Source organism: Ruegeria sp. J8, from assembly GCF_056531925.1.
The window spans coordinates 84,949-100,281 of the sequence record NZ_JBQFMR010000012.1; the positions used below are offsets into that span (position 1 = coordinate 84,949).

Sequence of the window (15,333 nt, forward strand, 5' to 3'; positions counted from 1 at the left end):
ACGCTGCCCGGGGTTACGCGCCGATTTCTTCGTGATCAGTAAGACATTCGGAATGATCGCGCAGAACTTCGAGAACACGACAGTCCGAGGTGTTGCCGCCACTGCATTCATGCACCATGCGCTCCAGCTCGGTCCGCAACGCTTCCAGCCGCGCCATTCTTTGCTCAATCTGTTTGAGTTGCCGGCGCGCGATACTGTCGGCTTCATGACATGGGCGATCCGGATCGTCGGACAAATCAAGCAGTTCGCGTATCGCCTCAAGCGAAAACCCCAATTGGCGGGAATGACGGATGAATGCAAGGCGATCCAGTTCGGCATGGCCGTAACGCCTCTGGCCACCTTCGGTGCGCCCCGGTTCCGGCATAAGTCCGATCTGCTCGTAGTAGCGGATCGTCTGAACCTTGGTTCCGGTCTTTTTTCCGAGCGTTCCGATCGTCAGCATCTGGGTCTCCTTGCAAAGTTACAGCTTATGTAGGTTCGCGTCGACACCGCACAATAGTACCTTCCAGCCGGTGGACCTGTGACACCCAGCCGCAGGCTCAAAAACCCCTTTGAACCTCTAGCAGGTAGAGGGTGTACATGCCGTTCTGAACCAAGAATCACAGGCGGACGGCTAACTTTGAAACTGACCGTGTTTCAGAAAATCTTATGGGTAATGGCTGGTGTCGCAACGGCGGCATTTGCCTATCTGATGCTGTGGTCAGAATATAGACCTGCGCGGATTGAGGAGGGGTCTGTCCCGTTCGAAGCCAGGTTCGAACTGACAGATCACTCTGGTGTTGTCCGTACTCAGAACGACTTTGCGGGCAAATGGATGTTGGTGTTTTTTGGGTTCACCAACTGCCCGGACGTATGCCCTACAACACTGTCTGAGGTAGCAGCAGTGCAGGAAGGGCTGGGCGACCAATCAAACCAAGTGCAACCTATCTTCATTTCAATTGACCCCGAACGCGACACTCCGGCCGTCCTGGCCGAGTATGTGCCACTTTTCGATGCGGGGATCATTGGGCTTACAGGCACGCCAGAACAGATTGCGCAAACGTCCAAGACCTTTCCGATATTCTACGAACGGATCGAACAAACCCCTGCGCCGGATGGATATACGATGGGGCATACCTCTCATCTGTTTCTGTTCAACAAGGACGCTGGATTCGTCCAGTCCTGGTCCTATGGCACGCCTGCCGAAGAAATTCTTGCGGATCTGAAACAGAGACTCTGAGCACCATGTCCCGGTTTTCTAAAGATACACTTCTCGGCCTGGCCTGGGCGATTGCCTTGGTTGCTTCTCTTTCTGTTCTGTTCATTGGAGAGATCCTGGGGCAGACGCCCTGTGTGCTGTGCTGGTTCCAGCGCGCGTTCATGTTCCCATTGGCGATCGTACTGGGGCTTGGCCTGTGGTGGCAGGACCAGAACGTGGGCCGATACGGGATAGCACTGGCATTGGGGGGCGCCGTTGTCGCCTTGTGGCACATGGGCCTGTATGCTGGTCTGATCCCGGAAAAAATCCAACCATGCTCGGCAAGTGGTCCGTCCTGCACCGACGCAAATCAATCTGTTTTGGGCATCCCGATTCCGCTGATGGCGCTCGTTTCATTCGCGCTGATCGGCGTTCTGTGCGCCCTTTCACTCAAGGAGAAACAAGTATGAACAGACGTGGCATGATCTTGTCCGTTCTCGCGCTCGGTGGGGCCGGATTCGGGGCCGCCGCCTGGTACGTGAACCGAACGACTGCTTCAGGCAACACCGAGCCTGTCGCACCCGAAATCGCCGAAACACTTATCCGTTCCTACTCGCCTGTTCTCGGCCCTAAAGACGCACCGGTTACAATTGTCGAATTTTTCGATCCGGCTTGTGAAGCCTGCCGTGCCTTTCATCCGGTCGTGAAGGACATAATGGCTCAGCATGGAGACGCCGTGCGTGTTGTGATCCGGTACACCCCTTTCCATGGCGAAGGCTCAGAGGAGGCGATCCGCGTGCTTGAAGCGGCACGCATGCAGGGGGTCTTTGAACCGGTCCTGGAAGCCGTGCTGCGAGAGCAGCCCAAATGGGCCGCGCATGGTGCGCCTGAGCCTGGTCTTATTATTCGAATTGCAGCAGCGGCGGGACTGGATGCCGAGGCAGCGCAGGCACAAATGCTTGCGCCCCAGACAGTTGGTGTTCTCAATCAGGATCGCGCTGATGTCGAAGCGGCCGGTATAAGGCAAACTCCGACATTCTTCGTCAATGGCAAATCTCTGGATCCGTTTGGTGAGGCTGAATTGAGGCGCCTGGTCGCTGCAGAAGTTGCAGCACTGCAAAGCTGAGCAGTAGCGAGAGGTACTATGAGACTCACTGCAAAAAATACTCTTCTGGCAGGTGTACTGAGTGCATTCGGTCTGACGGCCATTCTCTCGGCACCGGTTCTGGCAGGGGGCAACGATGTTGTCGTTGAAGATGCCTGGTCGCGCGCTTCTATTGGCTCCAACCGACCTGGGGTCGCTTACATGACGATCCGCAACACCGGCAATGAGGCCGTCACGCTGACGTCTATCCGCACCGATCTTGCGAGGATGCCCGAGATCCATCAGACATCGACCAATGCAGAGGGCGTCAGTTCCATGGCACCCGCTGGCGAGCTGGAAATTGCGCCGGGTGGTTTCGTAGCGCTTGAGCCGGGCGGGCTCCACGCAATGCTCATGCGGCTGCAACGCCCTATGATCGAAGGCGAGCGCTTTACGCTGACTCTTATCTTTGCTGATGGCGCAGAAAAGACCGTCAACGTGCCGATATTTGGCATCGCGGCGCGAGGCCCCGAGAGCTGATGCAGCGGCGACGCGTTCTCACATTCGGGTCTGCTGGACTTGGAGCAATCGGCCTGACGCTCTTTGCCGGATGGTGGCAAGTGGATGGGCCGGGAGCGGCTCAATCCGATCGCCTTCGCCCCCTTGCGTTGTCGGACATGAACTTTCGCATGGTTGATCACGAAGGGATCACCGTCACCCCGCAATCGCTGGTCGGACGTGCAACAATGGTGTTCTTCGGCTTTACCTACTGCCCGGATGTTTGCCCGACGACTCTTTCGGATATTTCCCTCTGGCTGGATGATCTGGGCAATGACGCGGACGAGTTGAACGTCGTGTTTATAACCGTAGACTCTGAAAGGGACACGGTCGATGCCATGGCCGATTATGTCAGCTACTTTCATCCGGCTATTCGCGGTTGGGTCGGCGTTTCGGACCAAATCGCGCAAGCCGCAGACGACTTTCGCGCCAATTATGAAAAAGTTCCACTGGAAGATGGCGACTACACAATGAACCACACCGCAAGTGTTTTTCTGTTTAACCCCACAGGCGAATTTGTCAGCACCATCGACTATCATGAGCAGAGAGAGTTCGCTGTACCCAAGATCCGCCGCGCTTTGAAAAGTGGAGCGGATACAACATCATGAACGCACGGTTTCTAGCAACCTCGGCGATCGCGATCAGCAGCGTCTCGATTGCTTCGATCATGTTCATTGCCTCGAACAGGTCTGAAATGACGGCGCCTGCGCCCACGGTCTTTCAGCTGCCCAAACTTCCTGCGGAACCGCAGATCACATCGGCTCCGTTGCTGAATGTACCATCGGCAGAACTCGCTCCAAGCCCCGTTTCGTTTCGACCTGCTCAGCCGGAACCCATTCAGGCAGAGGAACCTTTGCCACCTGTTGAACCACCTTCACGAACATGGACGCGCGAGCTTGCAGTGGGTGACACACTCGACAGTATGCTGTCTGACGCGGGGATCGACGCAACCGATCGCGCCGAAATCGCACTTGCACTTGGCGCTGAATACGACTTGCGGCGCTTGCGGCCGGGTCACTCGATAACAGTCGTTGCAACGGCAGCGGATCAACTGTGGAGTGTGGAGCTCGCCGTGGAAGATGGCGTGAGAATTGAAGTGACACTTAGCGAGACGTTGTCCACGCGCGTGGTCTCACCGGAACCCGACACTGTCATTCTGGCCCGCAAAACAGAGATCGAAACTTCGATTTCAAATGCGCTGAGTAGCGCAAAGATCCCGGTTCGTTTTGCGGTGGATCTCGCTCAGATGCTGAGCGGGACAGTGGATTTTCGGAGGGACCTGACAGGTGGTGAAGCTCTCCGTCTTCTCTGGCGCGAAAAGAGCATCGATGGCGAGAGGGTGGGCCAGTCCGAGCTCATTTTTGCGGCGCTGGAAGTTGATGATCGGCTTTACGAAATAGCATGGCCAGACGACGACAACGGTCGCGCCACGATCTATGTTGATGGTGAACTTCTTCGTGTCTTTGCCCAACCCGTCGAAGGCGCGCGCCTGAGTTCAGTCTTTGGTCGGCGAAAACACCCGGTCTACGGCAATGTGCGGATGCATACAGGTGTCGATTTTGCTGCTGCACGCGGCACGCCGGTACATGCGACAGCTCCGGGCCGGGTATCCTATGTTGGTTGGCGCGGGGGGTATGGGCGTGTGGTGGAAATCGCTCATGGATCGGATACGGTCACGCGATATACGCATCTTAGCGCAACCGCCGATGGTCTGGCCAAAGGTCAGCGCGTGGAGGCTGGCGAGATGGTTGGCCGTGTCGGGTCGAGCGGCACCGCGACCGGCCCCAATCTTCATTATGAAGTATTGGTTGACGGGCGCCCAACGGACCCGCTTTCTGACGACCGACTTGCTGCCGCTGCGAACAACGAGGTTGAAAGCGAAGCAGCGCGAAAACGCTTAAGAAATGCTCGGGCACAGCTTGAGGAACAGCTGGGCAATACCGTCGCCAAAAAAAGCGAATCTAGTTCGTGAGAGTTTCTTAAAACGGCTTCAGGTGCGCGGCTATCAGTTAGCGGGTATGCGCACCTGAAGCGAACTGCACTGCAGAAGAACCAAATCAGAGGATGTAAGATGATGGCAATCGCGGGGGCCTTGGTTGGCGCCGTTTGGGGTGGGGTCCTGGCAAAGCGCCGGAATGGCAACAGCCTTGATATTCTTCAATACGCTACAGGATATGCCATCGCTTTTGGCCTGGTGGCGTTCTTTCTTTCGATCGCAGTTGTGCGCCTGATGTAACGCGCCAGTAAGCGAGGCGAAAGCCGGACACCTTGAAGTCCGGCTTCCACTCTTATGTGGTCGCAGCGCCTGTTCCGTGCGAGCCAAGGGTATTTGCCGCAGTCTGGGCGGTGTGATCTTCCGGAGCTTTCAGAAGCCGTAAGGCATTGGCCACGACCAGCAAGGACACTCCGACATCCGCGGCGATTGCACCCCACATGGATGCCAGCCCAAAACCCGTCAGAGTCACAAACAATGCTTTGGTCGCAAGTGAGAAGCCGATGTTCTGACGGATGATCGACATGGTTCGACGTGAATGGTCGATCAGCCAGGGTACTTTACCGATGTCGTCGGTCATTAGAGCAATATCTGCGGTCTCAATAGCAGCGTCGGACCCAACTGCACCCATCGCGACCGCATAATGTGCCCGAGCCATCGCAGGTGCATCGTTGACGCCATCGCCGATCATCGCAACCATCTCGTGTTGCTCTGCCAGTTCTTCGATCGCAGCGACCTTGTCTTCCGGCAGAAGCTGGGCCCGGACTTCGTCGATGCCGACTTCGGCTGCTACCGCTCTCGCGGTTTGTTCGTTGTCACCTGTCAGCATGATGATTGACTTCACGCCCTGCGCGTGAAGCCGGGCAACGATGTTCTTGGCTTCGGGGCGAATGCGGTCCCGCAGCTCAAGCAAACCGGTGACTCCGTTCTCATCCCCGACAACCACAAGTGTGCTTCCCGCGCTCTCGATCTGGTTGCTCAATTCGGCAGGAATGGACGCGCCAAAGCCCTTCTCTACAGCGAAGCGGTCAGAGCCAAGCCAGATATTTCCGCGCTCGGTGCGGCCCTCAAGACCCCGACCGGGAACGGTTCGGATATCTTCAGCCGCAGATATCGAAATGTCGGTCTGTTCTGCCCTGGTGAGAATGGCGCGGGCCAACGGGTGTGAAGATCGAACCTCAAGGCTGGCAGCGCTTGCCAACAGTTCCCGCTCGGATGCGCCGCCCAGCGGATAGACATTGGCCACTTCAGGCTCGCCCATGGTGATCGTGCCGGTCTTGTCCATGGCCAGTGCGGTAGTGCGCCCGGGGGCTTCGATATATGCACCGCCCTTAATCAGAACCCCGGCCCGGGCCGAAGCGGTCAAAGCCGCAACGATTGAAACCGGCGTGGAAATGACGAGTGCACAGGGGCAGGCGATAACCAGAAGAACAAGTGCATTGTAAAACCAAAAGCCCCACGATGCGCCAAATGCAAGCGGTGGGATCAGGGCGATGGCCACTGCAACGACCATAACGATGGGCGTATAGATCCGCGCAAATTTTGTTACCCACTGCTCAACCGGCGCACGGCGCGCATGAGCATCACCGACCATCCGGATGATCTTGGCAAGCACGGTATCGGACGCTGTTTTCGTCGCACGTATTTTGAGGGTGCCTTCACCATTGATTGTGCCGGCGTAGACCTCATCACCCAGCTCTTTGGGGATCAGTGCGCTTTCACCTGTGATTGGAGCCTGGTCAACGGCACCGGCCCCTTCGATGACTTCCCCGTCAAGTGGAATGCGATCCCCACCCCGAACGATGAAGCTGTCGCCGACAAAGACATCCGCCGCCGGGACCGTTGCCTCTGAGCCGTCAGCACGAACCAGCCGAACCGTCGGGGGGGCCAGATCAAGCAGCGCGGATACTGCGTTGCGAGCCCGTCCGACACTCCAGCTTTCCAGATAAAGAGAGAGCGAAAAGAAAAATGCTACAGTTGCCGCTTCAAAAAACTCACCCAGACCGATGGCACCAGCGACGGCAACAACCATCAAAAGGTTCATATCCGGCGAAAGGCGCTGCGCCGAAGACCAGGCCTTGGGGGCCACCAGCCAGACGCCAAACAAGATCGCGACCGCGAACAAAGTGGCCTCGGGCAAAGGCATCGGAACCTCACCATGTCCCGAAAACAGTCCAAGCGCTCCGCCCATGCCTGTTTCGAAGATGTGCCAGCCAAAGCCTGCCGCCCAAAAACCTCCGCTGAGTGTGGTGAACCGTCGCTGACGCGCAATATGCGCCGCCTGATCCAGGGCGGCATTTCCGTCATCCCAAGGTTTGGCGTTCATACCGGTGCAGGCAACCAGCAGCATGACGTCTTCGTCAGAAAGCTTGGCAGCACTTTCAAGAAGCGTCATTCGACTGTTGATGACATCAAAAGCGAGATGCTCTTCACCACCAACTTTCGGGCCGATAACCCGGTTCAGGATCACAACCTCTTCGGCGCAATCGAGGCCAGAGACCTGAAAGCTTCTACCGCCGTCAGGAATTGGACCGGCGGGGGCGATGGCGCCACACCCGCCACTACTGCATGCGTGGTGACCATGTTTGTTTTCGTGGCCATGGTCGTGGCTATGGGTATCGGATGACATGATCGGACCTCAAGAATCTCTATGGTCCTTTGTAAGTAGTTCCTACAGTAACTAGAGCTTCAATACCTTTCTGAATTTTTTAGCATCCGGGTTCCTTGCGCGTGATACCGACACTCCATTCCTTCTTGCGGGCTGGTCGCGTGGATGCAATCTAGTCGCAGAGGACGCAAAAAATTCTGGAACAGGTCAATGCAGAAACGGATCGCAATTACCATCACGTTAGTCTCGATTACTGCCGGTTGCTCAGCCCAGTTCACTGGGGCCAAAAGCAAAGCACTTGAACCAGGCAACGTGCCAGATTCAGTCGTTGCGCTGGCAGGGCCGGGGCAGGATCTGGCCACGGCACGCCTTTTGCCAGAAGACAATTGCTTCTGGTATGAGCACAGCGGACCTGTCGAGACGACATTGGTACCATTGCGCGCGACGAATGGCGCTCCGATCTGCGCCGCGCGAGACGCCTGATAAAAAAGAGGGCGACGACGTCCACCTACGCTGCCCAAAATTTATGAGCGGGCTGTGACGCTATCTTCGGCCGAGTATAAATATGCGGTCGAGCCGATTCTTACATGTGGGTAGAGATCATTGATATGGGCCATGATCATTCTAACACATCCAGAACTTGCGCGACCACCGATGCTTCTAGGCTGAGGCGTGCCGTGAATTCTGAGATATGTATCTCGATTTCCAACGTATAGATAAAGGGCTCGAGAGCCGAGAGCATTACTTGGCCCGGGTTCCATACCATCCCGAAATTCCGCGTATTCGGGGTTGCGCTCGATCATTGAAGCCGTTGGCGTCCAATGTGGCCACTCGACCTTGCGCCGGATAGCATAGGTTCCGGGCTCGTAAAGGTTCCCTCGCGCGATCGCAACGCCATAGCGCATTGCGGTCCCGCCTTCCTCGATATGGTAAAGATAGCGCGCGACCGCATCGACATGGATGTCACCAGGAACCAAACCATCATTTGCTACGACACGTCGTGGTAAAAAACGGTCATGAACGCCCCATGGATTTGAGGTCGCTGGATCGTAATCAAATGGCGTGACCTGGCTGTCCCAATAGGTCTTTTGCGACGAGGTTGGCCATGTTTTGGCGATCAATGGACTGGCCGCAGACGCGGAAAACAGCGCAGTGGTTGATTGAATGAAATAGCGCCTTGTCAGCATAGATCTCAGCCTGGTTCACAAGTTCAATGTATTTGCATCGCATTTTCACGATCAAATTCGAGTCTTAAAGCCTCTAGCAGCTAGAGCTTCAAGAGGTTTCAGGTAACGCTTAGTTTATCCAGTCGATCAGGTGCGCGGTGGCGTGAACTCTGATTTGATCGAGTTTGCTTTGGACTGGGTCAAAAAAGCAATGGAAAGAACCGAAATGCCCATTGTAGTTGCTTCATGTTTTCGGTTTCCGACGATGCAAGCCAAAGGAACAAGACGGGAATTCGGCGCGGCTTTGCAACAGCTTATCTGTCCTTGGATACAGAGCGGCAAAAACCCGCGCGCACGCTGTACTTGCCGCTTAGACCCGCTGAATCCGCGTAGTTGTCTTCTCAGCCAGGAATGTCAATCAGGAGTCATCGCCGTCAGGCTGCACGGTCACTTTGGCCTCCACGGGCACACCCTCAACCATCAGAGGGCTGTGGCTGTTGCCATTGAGAGAAACTTTTACTTCAACATCGCCATCGGGGAGCGACGGAAGGTGTAACCAATTGGCATAAAGGCGGCCCAGCTTTTCGCCGTTGATATAAACATGCGCGTGACCTTCGCCTGGAACGTCAGCCGTGGAGGCATTTTCCGGAGCAAAGCGAAAGTTCTGCGGTGTCACACGCAGATTCCAGCCCGCCATAGGATCCTTAATCATCTGGATCGCCACACTGGGGGCGTCGCTGTCGGCAGGCAGATTAGTGGCAGCGGAGTGGTCGTGCGCTGCCATCTCCATGTTGCCGCCGTGTTGGGCCGGGTCAGTATGGTCATGGCTCTCAAAGGTGCTACCGCTGCTGGCGGCAATCACAAAGCCAGCACCGCCGCCAAAGACAAGTCCGATGGCAAAGAGAGCAAGAGAACGGGACATCTTGTCATCCTCAATAAAAAAAACCCGCCGGTGTAACCAGCGGGGTAGCAATGGAGGAGCGCGATCAGACTGCAGCGCCTGCGCGCTTGCCTTCTGTCTGCCAGAAGTGGCCGGTGAAACTGCCTAAGAGTGCCCAGGCGGCCATGCCGATGCCGAAGGCCCGGGCAGCAAAAAGCGCCCCGATCTCGGTCGGAACCGGCCCAGAGAAACTCTCAGGCTCAGGGGCCCCGATAATATGCGGTACCATTAGCAGCACGGCCGCAATCAGGTAGCTTACCAGGTTACCTCCAAAGGCAATCAGCCACATGGCTACGCCGGCTGCGGCAACGGTGACCGTCCACCAGATCTGACGCACTCCCACATCTGCTGCCGCTACGCCGGGAACTTCTGGAGCCAGTGACAAGCCAGGAGCAAAGTGGAAGGCGACAAAGCCCGCAAGACCCCAAAGCAGGCCGGTGCGGCCGTTGATCTCATGCCCCTGACGTTCGGCTACTGACATCAGCGCCGCCAGGACTAGCGCATAGCCGGTGTAGGTAAGCATGGTGAAGATAATGCTGAGACCATCGCGCATCGGCTCGGCGAACATGCCGGGCAGGTCGGGATGCGCAGTTACGGGATCAGCGCCAAAATGCACCAGGTCGCCGCCCTCATAGAGCTCGGCGTGAAGTAGCACTGGCTGCACGAAATACAACTGCAGAAGGGCGGCAATCAGCCCCGCTGCTGCACCAGCGAACAAGCCGCTGGTCAGAATACGACTGAACATTGTTTTAGTGGCAGGGGAAGCCAGTTGCGTGGCGCACATCATGAGCCGCGTCATGCAGGCCAGAAGCCTGAACATGGCCAGTCACGGTAATGATCCCTAGACCCAGAACCACGGCGAATACTGCAGGCAGAAAGGATGCGCCAGCGGCGGATGCCTTGATCGTTTTTGTCGTCATTTTAATCCTCCTCGCCGTCACACCCGACGGCATATGTTGTGTCCATCCTACGGCCGGTCTCCTGACTCGCAGGTCACAGCAGACTTCCCCCTTCCCAGCGCCATTACGCCAGTGGTATTGGAAGGCCGCTCGCCGCTCACAGTCGCGGGGGCGGTCAAGGCTTCAGTGCGGTAGTTTGGTGCACCGTCCTCATTCCCGTTTCAGTCCCAGTGCGTAGGCACCTTTGGACACCGTAGAAGCCTTTATTGTTCCATAGTGCTTTGTTCCGTCAAGTACGAAAGCGACATCATAGTATTCTGCAGCGGTCAATCTTAGGTAATGGCAGGCTTGGTTTAGATTTTAGCCGTTCAGTGCAGAAGGCTAAGTCGAAAAACACAAACTGTAAGCTGAAAACTCGACACCGGAGCTTTGGTCGGCAAGTTGCATGTTGGCTATCTTTTTTGTGCCGGTATACGTGCAATCGCCTTGAAACGTAGCTTACCTAGCTTCCTGGCGTCAGCGAAGTCGCCGTCAGTACTGTCCTCATACATCCGCATGAAGATCATTATGTCCGGAAGATCGACAACCGTAACCTCACCGAAAAGATAGGCGGTCTTGCCGCTTTGTCGCACCGCCAACGTCTGTGGTCGGTGACAACCGGACATGCAATCCACTTGCTGCAACTCGGCTTGCACCCCCGATGCCTCCAGCGTTGCGGCTAATTGATCATAAAGGGTGGAATCCGCGTCGCGGCAGGTTCTGCAAAGCGTGAGGTTAGGTAGGCACATGCGTCAGGCTGATCCTTGATCGAGAACTTCCATCTGAGATTTCATATTTGCTGGTCGGTTGTTAGCTCAGTTTCAATACGTGTTTTGACTCTAAGTCTGGAAAAGAGTCCATACTCAGGCAGGAAGGACACATGAGCCCTAGCCCTCGAAAACTTTGCAAATACACCGAGTGCGAGACGGGGATTTGGCAGGGCGAAGAAGCAACCATCAGACGAAAAAATTTTTAAGTTTCTACGTGAGACTGAGCTGAAGCAGGTGGTAGGCGATGAAGTGGAAACAGCTCACGCGAAACATCTTTGTTCTTCAATAATCTGAAACAGCATTGCCTCCGGGATCGGCTCGCCATGACACGCCTATTTTCAGGTCCGCGCGCACCGCGCCTCCCAAGGCGAATTCCGAGACGCGACAGGTTCTTGTTGCGCGTAACTAGGTTCGTTCTATCGTCAATTACAGTCTAGATCCGGGACATATAGCGGGGTTCGTGCTTGATGGTTACCTTTCGGTTACCACGACCGATCATGGGACTGAATGCGTAGCGACAACCGACGACATTCAAAAGGAAGTACGCTGATGCGAAACGCCTCGGCATTAACAACTTTTCTGTCTGCGTCACTACAACCGAGGATCGCCCATGCCGCCATCGGTTCTCGCCGCAACCCGGTGTGATGGGTGTTGTGATAACGGCATATCTCCGGGTGCAGCCAGTCTTCGAACTCCTCCAATGTCATCGACGCAGTGCCGGAGCCGTCGCATTTCCCCTTATCCTTGGGGGATAATTGCGTTCTTCCCTAAAGTAGATGAACGGCCTCCATGGTCGTCCTAATCAGGCGTTCGATATCTTCGCCGTAACGCGCTCGACCCGGTGGCCTTTACTTGACGGAGATACTCCAATCTGAGCGGGTCAAATGGAAGGTTTCGCTGCGGAAACGCGCCCATTGTCTACGTGTATGGCTTGCGGAATCCCAACAGTAGGCCAATACGACACCTCCGAGATATCTGGCGCGCGGATCGAATTCGTTCACACGCAATGGTGCAAACACAAGCAGATGGACGAGTCGGACTGAGCATCGAAACTCAACTATGCGCCCAGAACAATGCAGGTCGTGACATCAATTGCGAGAGGCAACCAATGTCTACCCAATGGTTTAGCCGCTAGAAACCTGTACCCAACGATCAGGGTGAATCGGGTCCTGTATTCGTAGGAAAAGATACCTTGTTTCCTTCCACGTTTTGATCCTGTTGGTAACATTGTCCAGAACCAAATCGCCTTCACTCGAGCGATAGACTAGAACAGCATGGCCATTGCGATTGGTGTCCAAGACGGTCGCGATTAGTAGCTTCGTAGGATCCACACCGTTCTGCACAAGTTCAAACTTCTTTTGCAAAGCGAAGTCTTCGCAATCTCCTGACCCTTGCGTCGGCAGTGTCCAGTATTCCTTTGTCCCGTATTGGCTTTGATCCGAAACGGCACGGATTCTCCGATTGACGCGCGTGTTGATCGTTTTAACGATCTGATTTTCTTGTGCCACGGACAGACCAGAACTACGAGCGCTCGCGCACGCCCAAGAGTAATCTTTGCATAGTGTTTTGGCACCGGATGGCGCTTCAATCTTTCTGTCAAGACCGATCGAGGGAAGCTCAGAGGCTTGTAATGTAGCGGCAGACACAAAAAAGCTGCATATAAAACAGATCATTGGGAGATAACCCAGCAGGTTTTTCGATAACATTCTCTGAACTAACGTGGGATTTGTCATATCTGCCTTCTCCATGCTCGTTCCTCGAAGGTATCCAAACTTCCGGGGCCAATGTATTTTATTCCAAGCCTTCATGTGCCTTGAGGCATTGCAACTGCTTCTTAGCCTCTAGGGGTAAAGCGGCAAAAATTTGCAGATTCTTTGGTATTTCTTCCTTAGTTGACAGCATCAGAGCATCCACGCCATCACCAGTCCGGCATAGCTAACAGCGCGAACTAGAGGGTAAGCTGATCGCAATTCTCTCATTCAACAAAAATACAACACAGATCGGCCGTCATCGCTTAAGGTTACGAAATACTGGGACAATGAAGCCGCTCCTCCCCAAACTGAGACAGGCAGTTTCGGTTTTTCCGGGCGCTGCAATTAGTGACCGCTAATGACATCTTTGACGACAGGCTCGTTGAGCAACGCCGTTAGCAGGGGGCATGCTGCTCCTTCAGTACAGGTCTGCACAAGTTCTACCAATGCTTGCTCCAGCCGTTGGAGAGCGGCGATCTTTGACCTGACCTTGTCGAGATGTTTTGTTGCGACGTCTTCGGCGTCACGACAGGCTTGCTCCGGCGCTTTGGACAATTCGCGAAGTGCGCATGCATCCTGAATAGTGAAGCCAAGATCGCGGCAGCGTTTGATGAATCTGAGCTCGGATATTTCCCGTTCCGTGTAAGCGCGGCGCCCCGAGGCGGTTCGACCGGTTTTCTCGACTATGCCTTCCCGTTCGTAGTAGCGGATCGTCTCGACCGACAGGCCGGTCAATCTCGCCACTTCGCCAATCGCAATCATGTGATGACCTTTCCCTTGAACCTGTAGCCACTACAGGATGCATATTGTCGGTCATGATGTCGAATTTCGCAAACCGCACGAAGCAAAAATCGAGGAAGCCGAACCGGCTTCCGCTCAAGATCGTCAAAGTCGGAGAAAGCAGACTATGAGCAAGTTTGTAGGGGCGAGTTTTCTTGGATCGTTTACCGCATTTGGCGTTGCGACCTGCTGCATCTTGCCGATGGCCTTGATTTTACTTGGCTTGGGAGGGGGCTGGCTGGCCGTATTTGGCAAGATTGCCGCCGCGAGTTATTACGTGCTCGGCGGTTCGACGGCCCTGCTGTTTCTCTCTGGCATCGTCGCGTACCGCCATGGTTCACTCGACCGCCTCAAATGGTGGCTGACAGGCAGTTTTGCGTTAACGACCATCGCTTGGGTTATCGTACTCAACGAAATCCGAATAAATGATTTCCTGATAACCTTAATGTGACGCCATGAGTGAAGAACGCCCGAACCTTGTCAGCACGATCATCTGCCCGGAATGTGGACATTCAAGACCTGAAACGATGCCAACAGATGCGTGCCAGTGGTTCTACGAATGCACATCTTGCGGAAAAGTCCTGAAGCCACTTCCCGGCGATTGCTGCGTCTACTGTTCCTACGGATCGGCCCCATGCCCGCCAATTCAGGCGGGCGACAAATGCTGCGGTTGATACGGCGACCGGGATGTCGGTTTTGTCCGCAAAGCCGGTCATCAGGCTTGGCGGACGCAGGTATTTTTTCACCGTAGGCTGGAACTTGCCCGGTAGGACAAGGCAGGCGTGAAGTCACGGATCAACTGGTTTGCCGTGAAGAATGTCACGTAAACCGGGCAGAACAAGCGAGCGCCGTGTTTTTCAGGATCTTGCCAGCGCCGTCGGGACTTCATACGGCCGGGTAGCTGGCAAACACCTCTGTGGTTCCATCCTTGCGGATCAGGAAGACGTCAAAGGCTTCGCGTTCGCTTTCCGGCCCCATGCCTGGCGAGCCGAACGGCATTCCGGGAACCGACAGTCCGACAGCATCCGGGTGTTCGCCCAGCAGGCGCCGGATGTCAGCGGGCGGGACGTGTCCTTCGATCATGTAGCCCTCCGCGCGGCCCGTGTGGCATGACATCATGCCCTCTGGAATACCGTTGGCGGTTTTGTAAGCGTTCAAGGCCTCCCAGGCACTGTTTTCCACGCTTAATTCAAAGCCTTCCGCCCGCATGATTTTGATCCACGAGCCGCAGCATCCGCAATTCGGATCCTTCAGGACATGGATGAAACGGTCGGTTTTCGCGAAGGCGGGAAGCGCCGCGCTTCCCGCAAGGGCCGCGGCTCCTTGCATCACGCGGCGGCGGCTCAGGTTATTCGTCGTCATGTTCCCTCCGGGGAAAACTTGTCTTGAACCGATGTGAAAGCGCACCGGCAGGGTTGAATGCGGATCGCAGATACGAGACTGCCATATTCGTTACCCTCGGATACTCATCAGATATGGCTTTCTGGGCGACGGAGGGATTTCTCACAATGATCTGGCGCAAACTCTGCTCGGAGACGGAACCCTCGCTCTCCTTTTTTCGCTGCACC

The 15,333-nt window shown here is 55.5% G+C and carries 20 protein-coding genes and 1 riboswitch; of the genes, 10 read left to right on the top strand and 10 right to left on the bottom strand.

Going from position 1 to position 15,333, the window contains the following annotated elements; genetic code table 11:
• Positions 1-13: 13 nt before the first annotated feature.
• Positions 14-442, bottom strand: a complete 429-nt coding sequence (locus tag ACR0L1_RS20620; RefSeq protein ID WP_170634659.1) for a MerR family transcriptional regulator — start codon at positions 440-442, stop codon at positions 14-16.
• A gap of 213 nt (positions 443-655) precedes the next feature.
• On the opposite strand from ACR0L1_RS20620, the gene ACR0L1_RS20625 reads away from it, so the two are divergent.
• The 7 genes from ACR0L1_RS20625 to ACR0L1_RS20655 all read left to right on the top strand — a co-directional run bounded on the left by ACR0L1_RS20625 (position 656) and on the right by ACR0L1_RS20655 (position 5,055).
• On the top strand, positions 656-1,219 hold the full coding sequence (locus tag ACR0L1_RS20625) for an SCO family protein (protein ID WP_209251500.1): 564 nt from the start codon (positions 656-658) through the stop codon (positions 1,217-1,219).
• A gap of 5 nt (positions 1,220-1,224) precedes the next feature.
• Positions 1,225-1,647, top strand: a complete 423-nt coding sequence (locus tag ACR0L1_RS20630; RefSeq protein ID WP_209251498.1) for a disulfide bond formation protein B — start codon at positions 1,225-1,227, stop codon at positions 1,645-1,647.
• A complete protein-coding gene (locus ACR0L1_RS20635; protein ID WP_209251496.1) occupies positions 1,644-2,303 on the top strand; it encodes a DsbA family protein in 660 nt (219 codons plus the stop codon). The genes ACR0L1_RS20630 and ACR0L1_RS20635 overlap by 4 nt, the downstream gene beginning before the upstream one ends.
• 18 nt (positions 2,304-2,321) lie before the next feature.
• Positions 2,322-2,801 (top strand): copper chaperone PCu(A)C, encoded by a 480-nt coding sequence (locus ACR0L1_RS20640; protein ID WP_209251495.1) that lies wholly within the window; start codon positions 2,322-2,324, stop codon positions 2,799-2,801.
• Positions 2,801-3,427, top strand: a complete 627-nt coding sequence (locus tag ACR0L1_RS20645) for an SCO family protein (RefSeq protein ID WP_209251494.1) — start codon at positions 2,801-2,803, stop codon at positions 3,425-3,427. Before ACR0L1_RS20640 ends, ACR0L1_RS20645 begins: the two co-directional genes overlap by 1 nt.
• Positions 3,424-4,791: a M23 family metallopeptidase gene (locus ACR0L1_RS20650; RefSeq protein WP_209251493.1), complete on the top strand. Its 1,368-nt coding sequence runs from the start codon at positions 3,424-3,426 to the stop codon at positions 4,789-4,791. Before ACR0L1_RS20645 ends, ACR0L1_RS20650 begins: the two co-directional genes overlap by 4 nt.
• A gap of 99 nt (positions 4,792-4,890) precedes the next feature.
• Positions 4,891-5,055: a hypothetical protein gene (locus tag ACR0L1_RS20655; RefSeq protein WP_170481525.1), complete on the top strand. Its 165-nt coding sequence runs from the start codon at positions 4,891-4,893 to the stop codon at positions 5,053-5,055.
• A gap of 52 nt (positions 5,056-5,107) precedes the next feature.
• On the opposite strand, the gene ACR0L1_RS20660 is transcribed toward ACR0L1_RS20655, so the two are convergent.
• Positions 5,108-7,441 (bottom strand): heavy metal translocating P-type ATPase, encoded by a 2,334-nt coding sequence (locus ACR0L1_RS20660; protein ID WP_209251492.1) that lies wholly within the window; start codon positions 7,439-7,441, stop codon positions 5,108-5,110.
• A gap of 189 nt (positions 7,442-7,630) precedes the next feature.
• Between ACR0L1_RS20660 and ACR0L1_RS20665 the strand changes: the two genes are divergently transcribed.
• A complete protein-coding gene (locus ACR0L1_RS20665; protein WP_209251491.1) occupies positions 7,631-7,903 on the top strand; it encodes a hypothetical protein in 273 nt (90 codons plus the stop codon).
• 41 nt (positions 7,904-7,944) lie between these two features.
• Here the strand turns inward: ACR0L1_RS20665 and ACR0L1_RS20670 are convergent, their stop codons facing one another.
• From ACR0L1_RS20670 to ACR0L1_RS20700, 7 genes are all read right to left on the bottom strand, one after another.
• Positions 7,945-8,607 carry a L,D-transpeptidase gene (locus ACR0L1_RS20670; protein WP_170634676.1) on the bottom strand — a complete coding sequence of 221 codons (663 nt, stop codon included), beginning with the start codon at positions 8,605-8,607 and terminating at the stop codon, positions 7,945-7,947.
• A 397-nt stretch (positions 8,608-9,004) separates the two neighbouring features.
• Positions 9,005-9,508 carry a hypothetical protein gene (locus tag ACR0L1_RS20675; RefSeq protein WP_170634678.1) on the bottom strand — a complete coding sequence of 168 codons (504 nt, stop codon included), beginning with the start codon at positions 9,506-9,508 and terminating at the stop codon, positions 9,005-9,007.
• A 64-nt stretch (positions 9,509-9,572) separates the two neighbouring features.
• On the bottom strand, positions 9,573-10,271 hold the full coding sequence (locus ACR0L1_RS20680; protein WP_170634742.1) for a CbtA family protein: 699 nt from the start codon (positions 10,269-10,271) through the stop codon (positions 9,573-9,575).
• A 4-nt stretch (positions 10,272-10,275) separates the two neighbouring features.
• Complete coding sequence (locus ACR0L1_RS20685; RefSeq protein WP_170481539.1) at positions 10,276-10,446, bottom strand: CbtB domain-containing protein; 171 nt, start codon at positions 10,444-10,446, stop codon at positions 10,276-10,278.
• A 34-nt stretch (positions 10,447-10,480) separates the two neighbouring features.
• A riboswitch (cobalamin riboswitch) is annotated at positions 10,481-10,696 on the bottom strand.
• A 181-nt stretch (positions 10,697-10,877) separates the two neighbouring features.
• Positions 10,878-11,213 carry a DUF1636 family protein gene (locus ACR0L1_RS20690; protein ID WP_170634680.1) on the bottom strand — a complete coding sequence of 112 codons (336 nt, stop codon included), beginning with the start codon at positions 11,211-11,213 and terminating at the stop codon, positions 10,878-10,880.
• A 1,145-nt stretch (positions 11,214-12,358) separates the two neighbouring features.
• Positions 12,359-12,982, bottom strand: a complete 624-nt coding sequence (locus ACR0L1_RS20695; RefSeq protein ID WP_247748073.1) for a transglutaminase-like cysteine peptidase — start codon at positions 12,980-12,982, stop codon at positions 12,359-12,361.
• A 348-nt stretch (positions 12,983-13,330) separates the two neighbouring features.
• A complete protein-coding gene (locus ACR0L1_RS20700; protein WP_170634682.1) occupies positions 13,331-13,747 on the bottom strand; it encodes a MerR family transcriptional regulator in 417 nt (138 codons plus the stop codon).
• Positions 13,748-13,892: 145 nt separating this feature from the next.
• On the opposite strand from ACR0L1_RS20700, the gene ACR0L1_RS20705 reads away from it, so the two are divergent.
• Entirely contained in the window at positions 13,893-14,216 is a 324-nt protein-coding gene (locus tag ACR0L1_RS20705; protein WP_170634684.1) for a hypothetical protein, read from the top strand.
• A 4-nt stretch (positions 14,217-14,220) separates the two neighbouring features.
• Complete coding sequence (locus tag ACR0L1_RS20710; RefSeq protein WP_247748072.1) at positions 14,221-14,439, top strand: GDCCVxC domain-containing (seleno)protein; 219 nt, start codon at positions 14,221-14,223, stop codon at positions 14,437-14,439.
• Between the two features lie 211 nt (positions 14,440-14,650).
• On the opposite strand, the gene ACR0L1_RS20715 is transcribed toward ACR0L1_RS20710, so the two are convergent.
• Positions 14,651-15,127 carry a DUF411 domain-containing protein gene (locus ACR0L1_RS20715; protein WP_170634686.1) on the bottom strand — a complete coding sequence of 159 codons (477 nt, stop codon included), beginning with the start codon at positions 15,125-15,127 and terminating at the stop codon, positions 14,651-14,653.
• Positions 15,128-15,333 lie beyond the last annotated feature (206 nt).

Excerpts from the sequence above, each read along its gene's own strand:
- ACR0L1_RS20715 (WP_170634686.1), bottom strand. The coding sequence starts at position 15,127 with ATGACGACGAATAACCTGAGCCGCCGCCGCGTGATGCAAGGAGCCGCG.
- ACR0L1_RS20665 (WP_209251491.1), top strand. The coding sequence starts at position 7,631 with ATGCAGAAACGGATCGCAATTACCATCACGTTAGTCTCGATTACTGCC.
- ACR0L1_RS20680 (WP_170634742.1), bottom strand. The coding sequence starts at position 10,271 with ATGTTCAGTCGTATTCTGACCAGCGGCTTGTTCGCTGGTGCAGCAGCG.
- ACR0L1_RS20645 (WP_209251494.1), top strand. The coding sequence starts at position 2,801 with ATGCAGCGGCGACGCGTTCTCACATTCGGGTCTGCTGGACTTGGAGCA.
- ACR0L1_RS20655 (WP_170481525.1), top strand. The coding sequence starts at position 4,891 with ATGATGGCAATCGCGGGGGCCTTGGTTGGCGCCGTTTGGGGTGGGGTC.
- ACR0L1_RS20685 (WP_170481539.1), bottom strand. The coding sequence starts at position 10,446 with ATGACGACAAAAACGATCAAGGCATCCGCCGCTGGCGCATCCTTTCTG.
- ACR0L1_RS20705 (WP_170634684.1), top strand. The coding sequence starts at position 13,893 with ATGAGCAAGTTTGTAGGGGCGAGTTTTCTTGGATCGTTTACCGCATTT.
- ACR0L1_RS20710 (WP_247748072.1), top strand. The coding sequence starts at position 14,221 with ATGAGTGAAGAACGCCCGAACCTTGTCAGCACGATCATCTGCCCGGAA.
- ACR0L1_RS20700 (WP_170634682.1), bottom strand. The coding sequence starts at position 13,747 with ATGATTGCGATTGGCGAAGTGGCGAGATTGACCGGCCTGTCGGTCGAG.
- ACR0L1_RS20625 (WP_209251500.1), top strand. The coding sequence starts at position 656 with ATGGCTGGTGTCGCAACGGCGGCATTTGCCTATCTGATGCTGTGGTCA.
- ACR0L1_RS20630 (WP_209251498.1), top strand. The coding sequence starts at position 1,225 with ATGTCCCGGTTTTCTAAAGATACACTTCTCGGCCTGGCCTGGGCGATT.
- ACR0L1_RS20640 (WP_209251495.1), top strand. The coding sequence starts at position 2,322 with ATGAGACTCACTGCAAAAAATACTCTTCTGGCAGGTGTACTGAGTGCA.
- ACR0L1_RS20670 (WP_170634676.1), bottom strand. The coding sequence starts at position 8,607 with ATGCTGACAAGGCGCTATTTCATTCAATCAACCACTGCGCTGTTTTCC.
- ACR0L1_RS20675 (WP_170634678.1), bottom strand. The coding sequence starts at position 9,508 with ATGTCCCGTTCTCTTGCTCTCTTTGCCATCGGACTTGTCTTTGGCGGC.
- ACR0L1_RS20635 (WP_209251496.1), top strand. The coding sequence starts at position 1,644 with ATGAACAGACGTGGCATGATCTTGTCCGTTCTCGCGCTCGGTGGGGCC.
- ACR0L1_RS20690 (WP_170634680.1), bottom strand. The coding sequence starts at position 11,213 with ATGTGCCTACCTAACCTCACGCTTTGCAGAACCTGCCGCGACGCGGAT.
- ACR0L1_RS20620 (WP_170634659.1), bottom strand. The coding sequence starts at position 442 with ATGCTGACGATCGGAACGCTCGGAAAAAAGACCGGAACCAAGGTTCAG.
- ACR0L1_RS20695 (WP_247748073.1), bottom strand. The coding sequence starts at position 12,982 with ATGGAGAAGGCAGATATGACAAATCCCACGTTAGTTCAGAGAATGTTA.
- ACR0L1_RS20650 (WP_209251493.1), top strand. The coding sequence starts at position 3,424 with ATGAACGCACGGTTTCTAGCAACCTCGGCGATCGCGATCAGCAGCGTC.
- ACR0L1_RS20660 (WP_209251492.1), bottom strand. The coding sequence starts at position 7,441 with ATGTCATCCGATACCCATAGCCACGACCATGGCCACGAAAACAAACAT.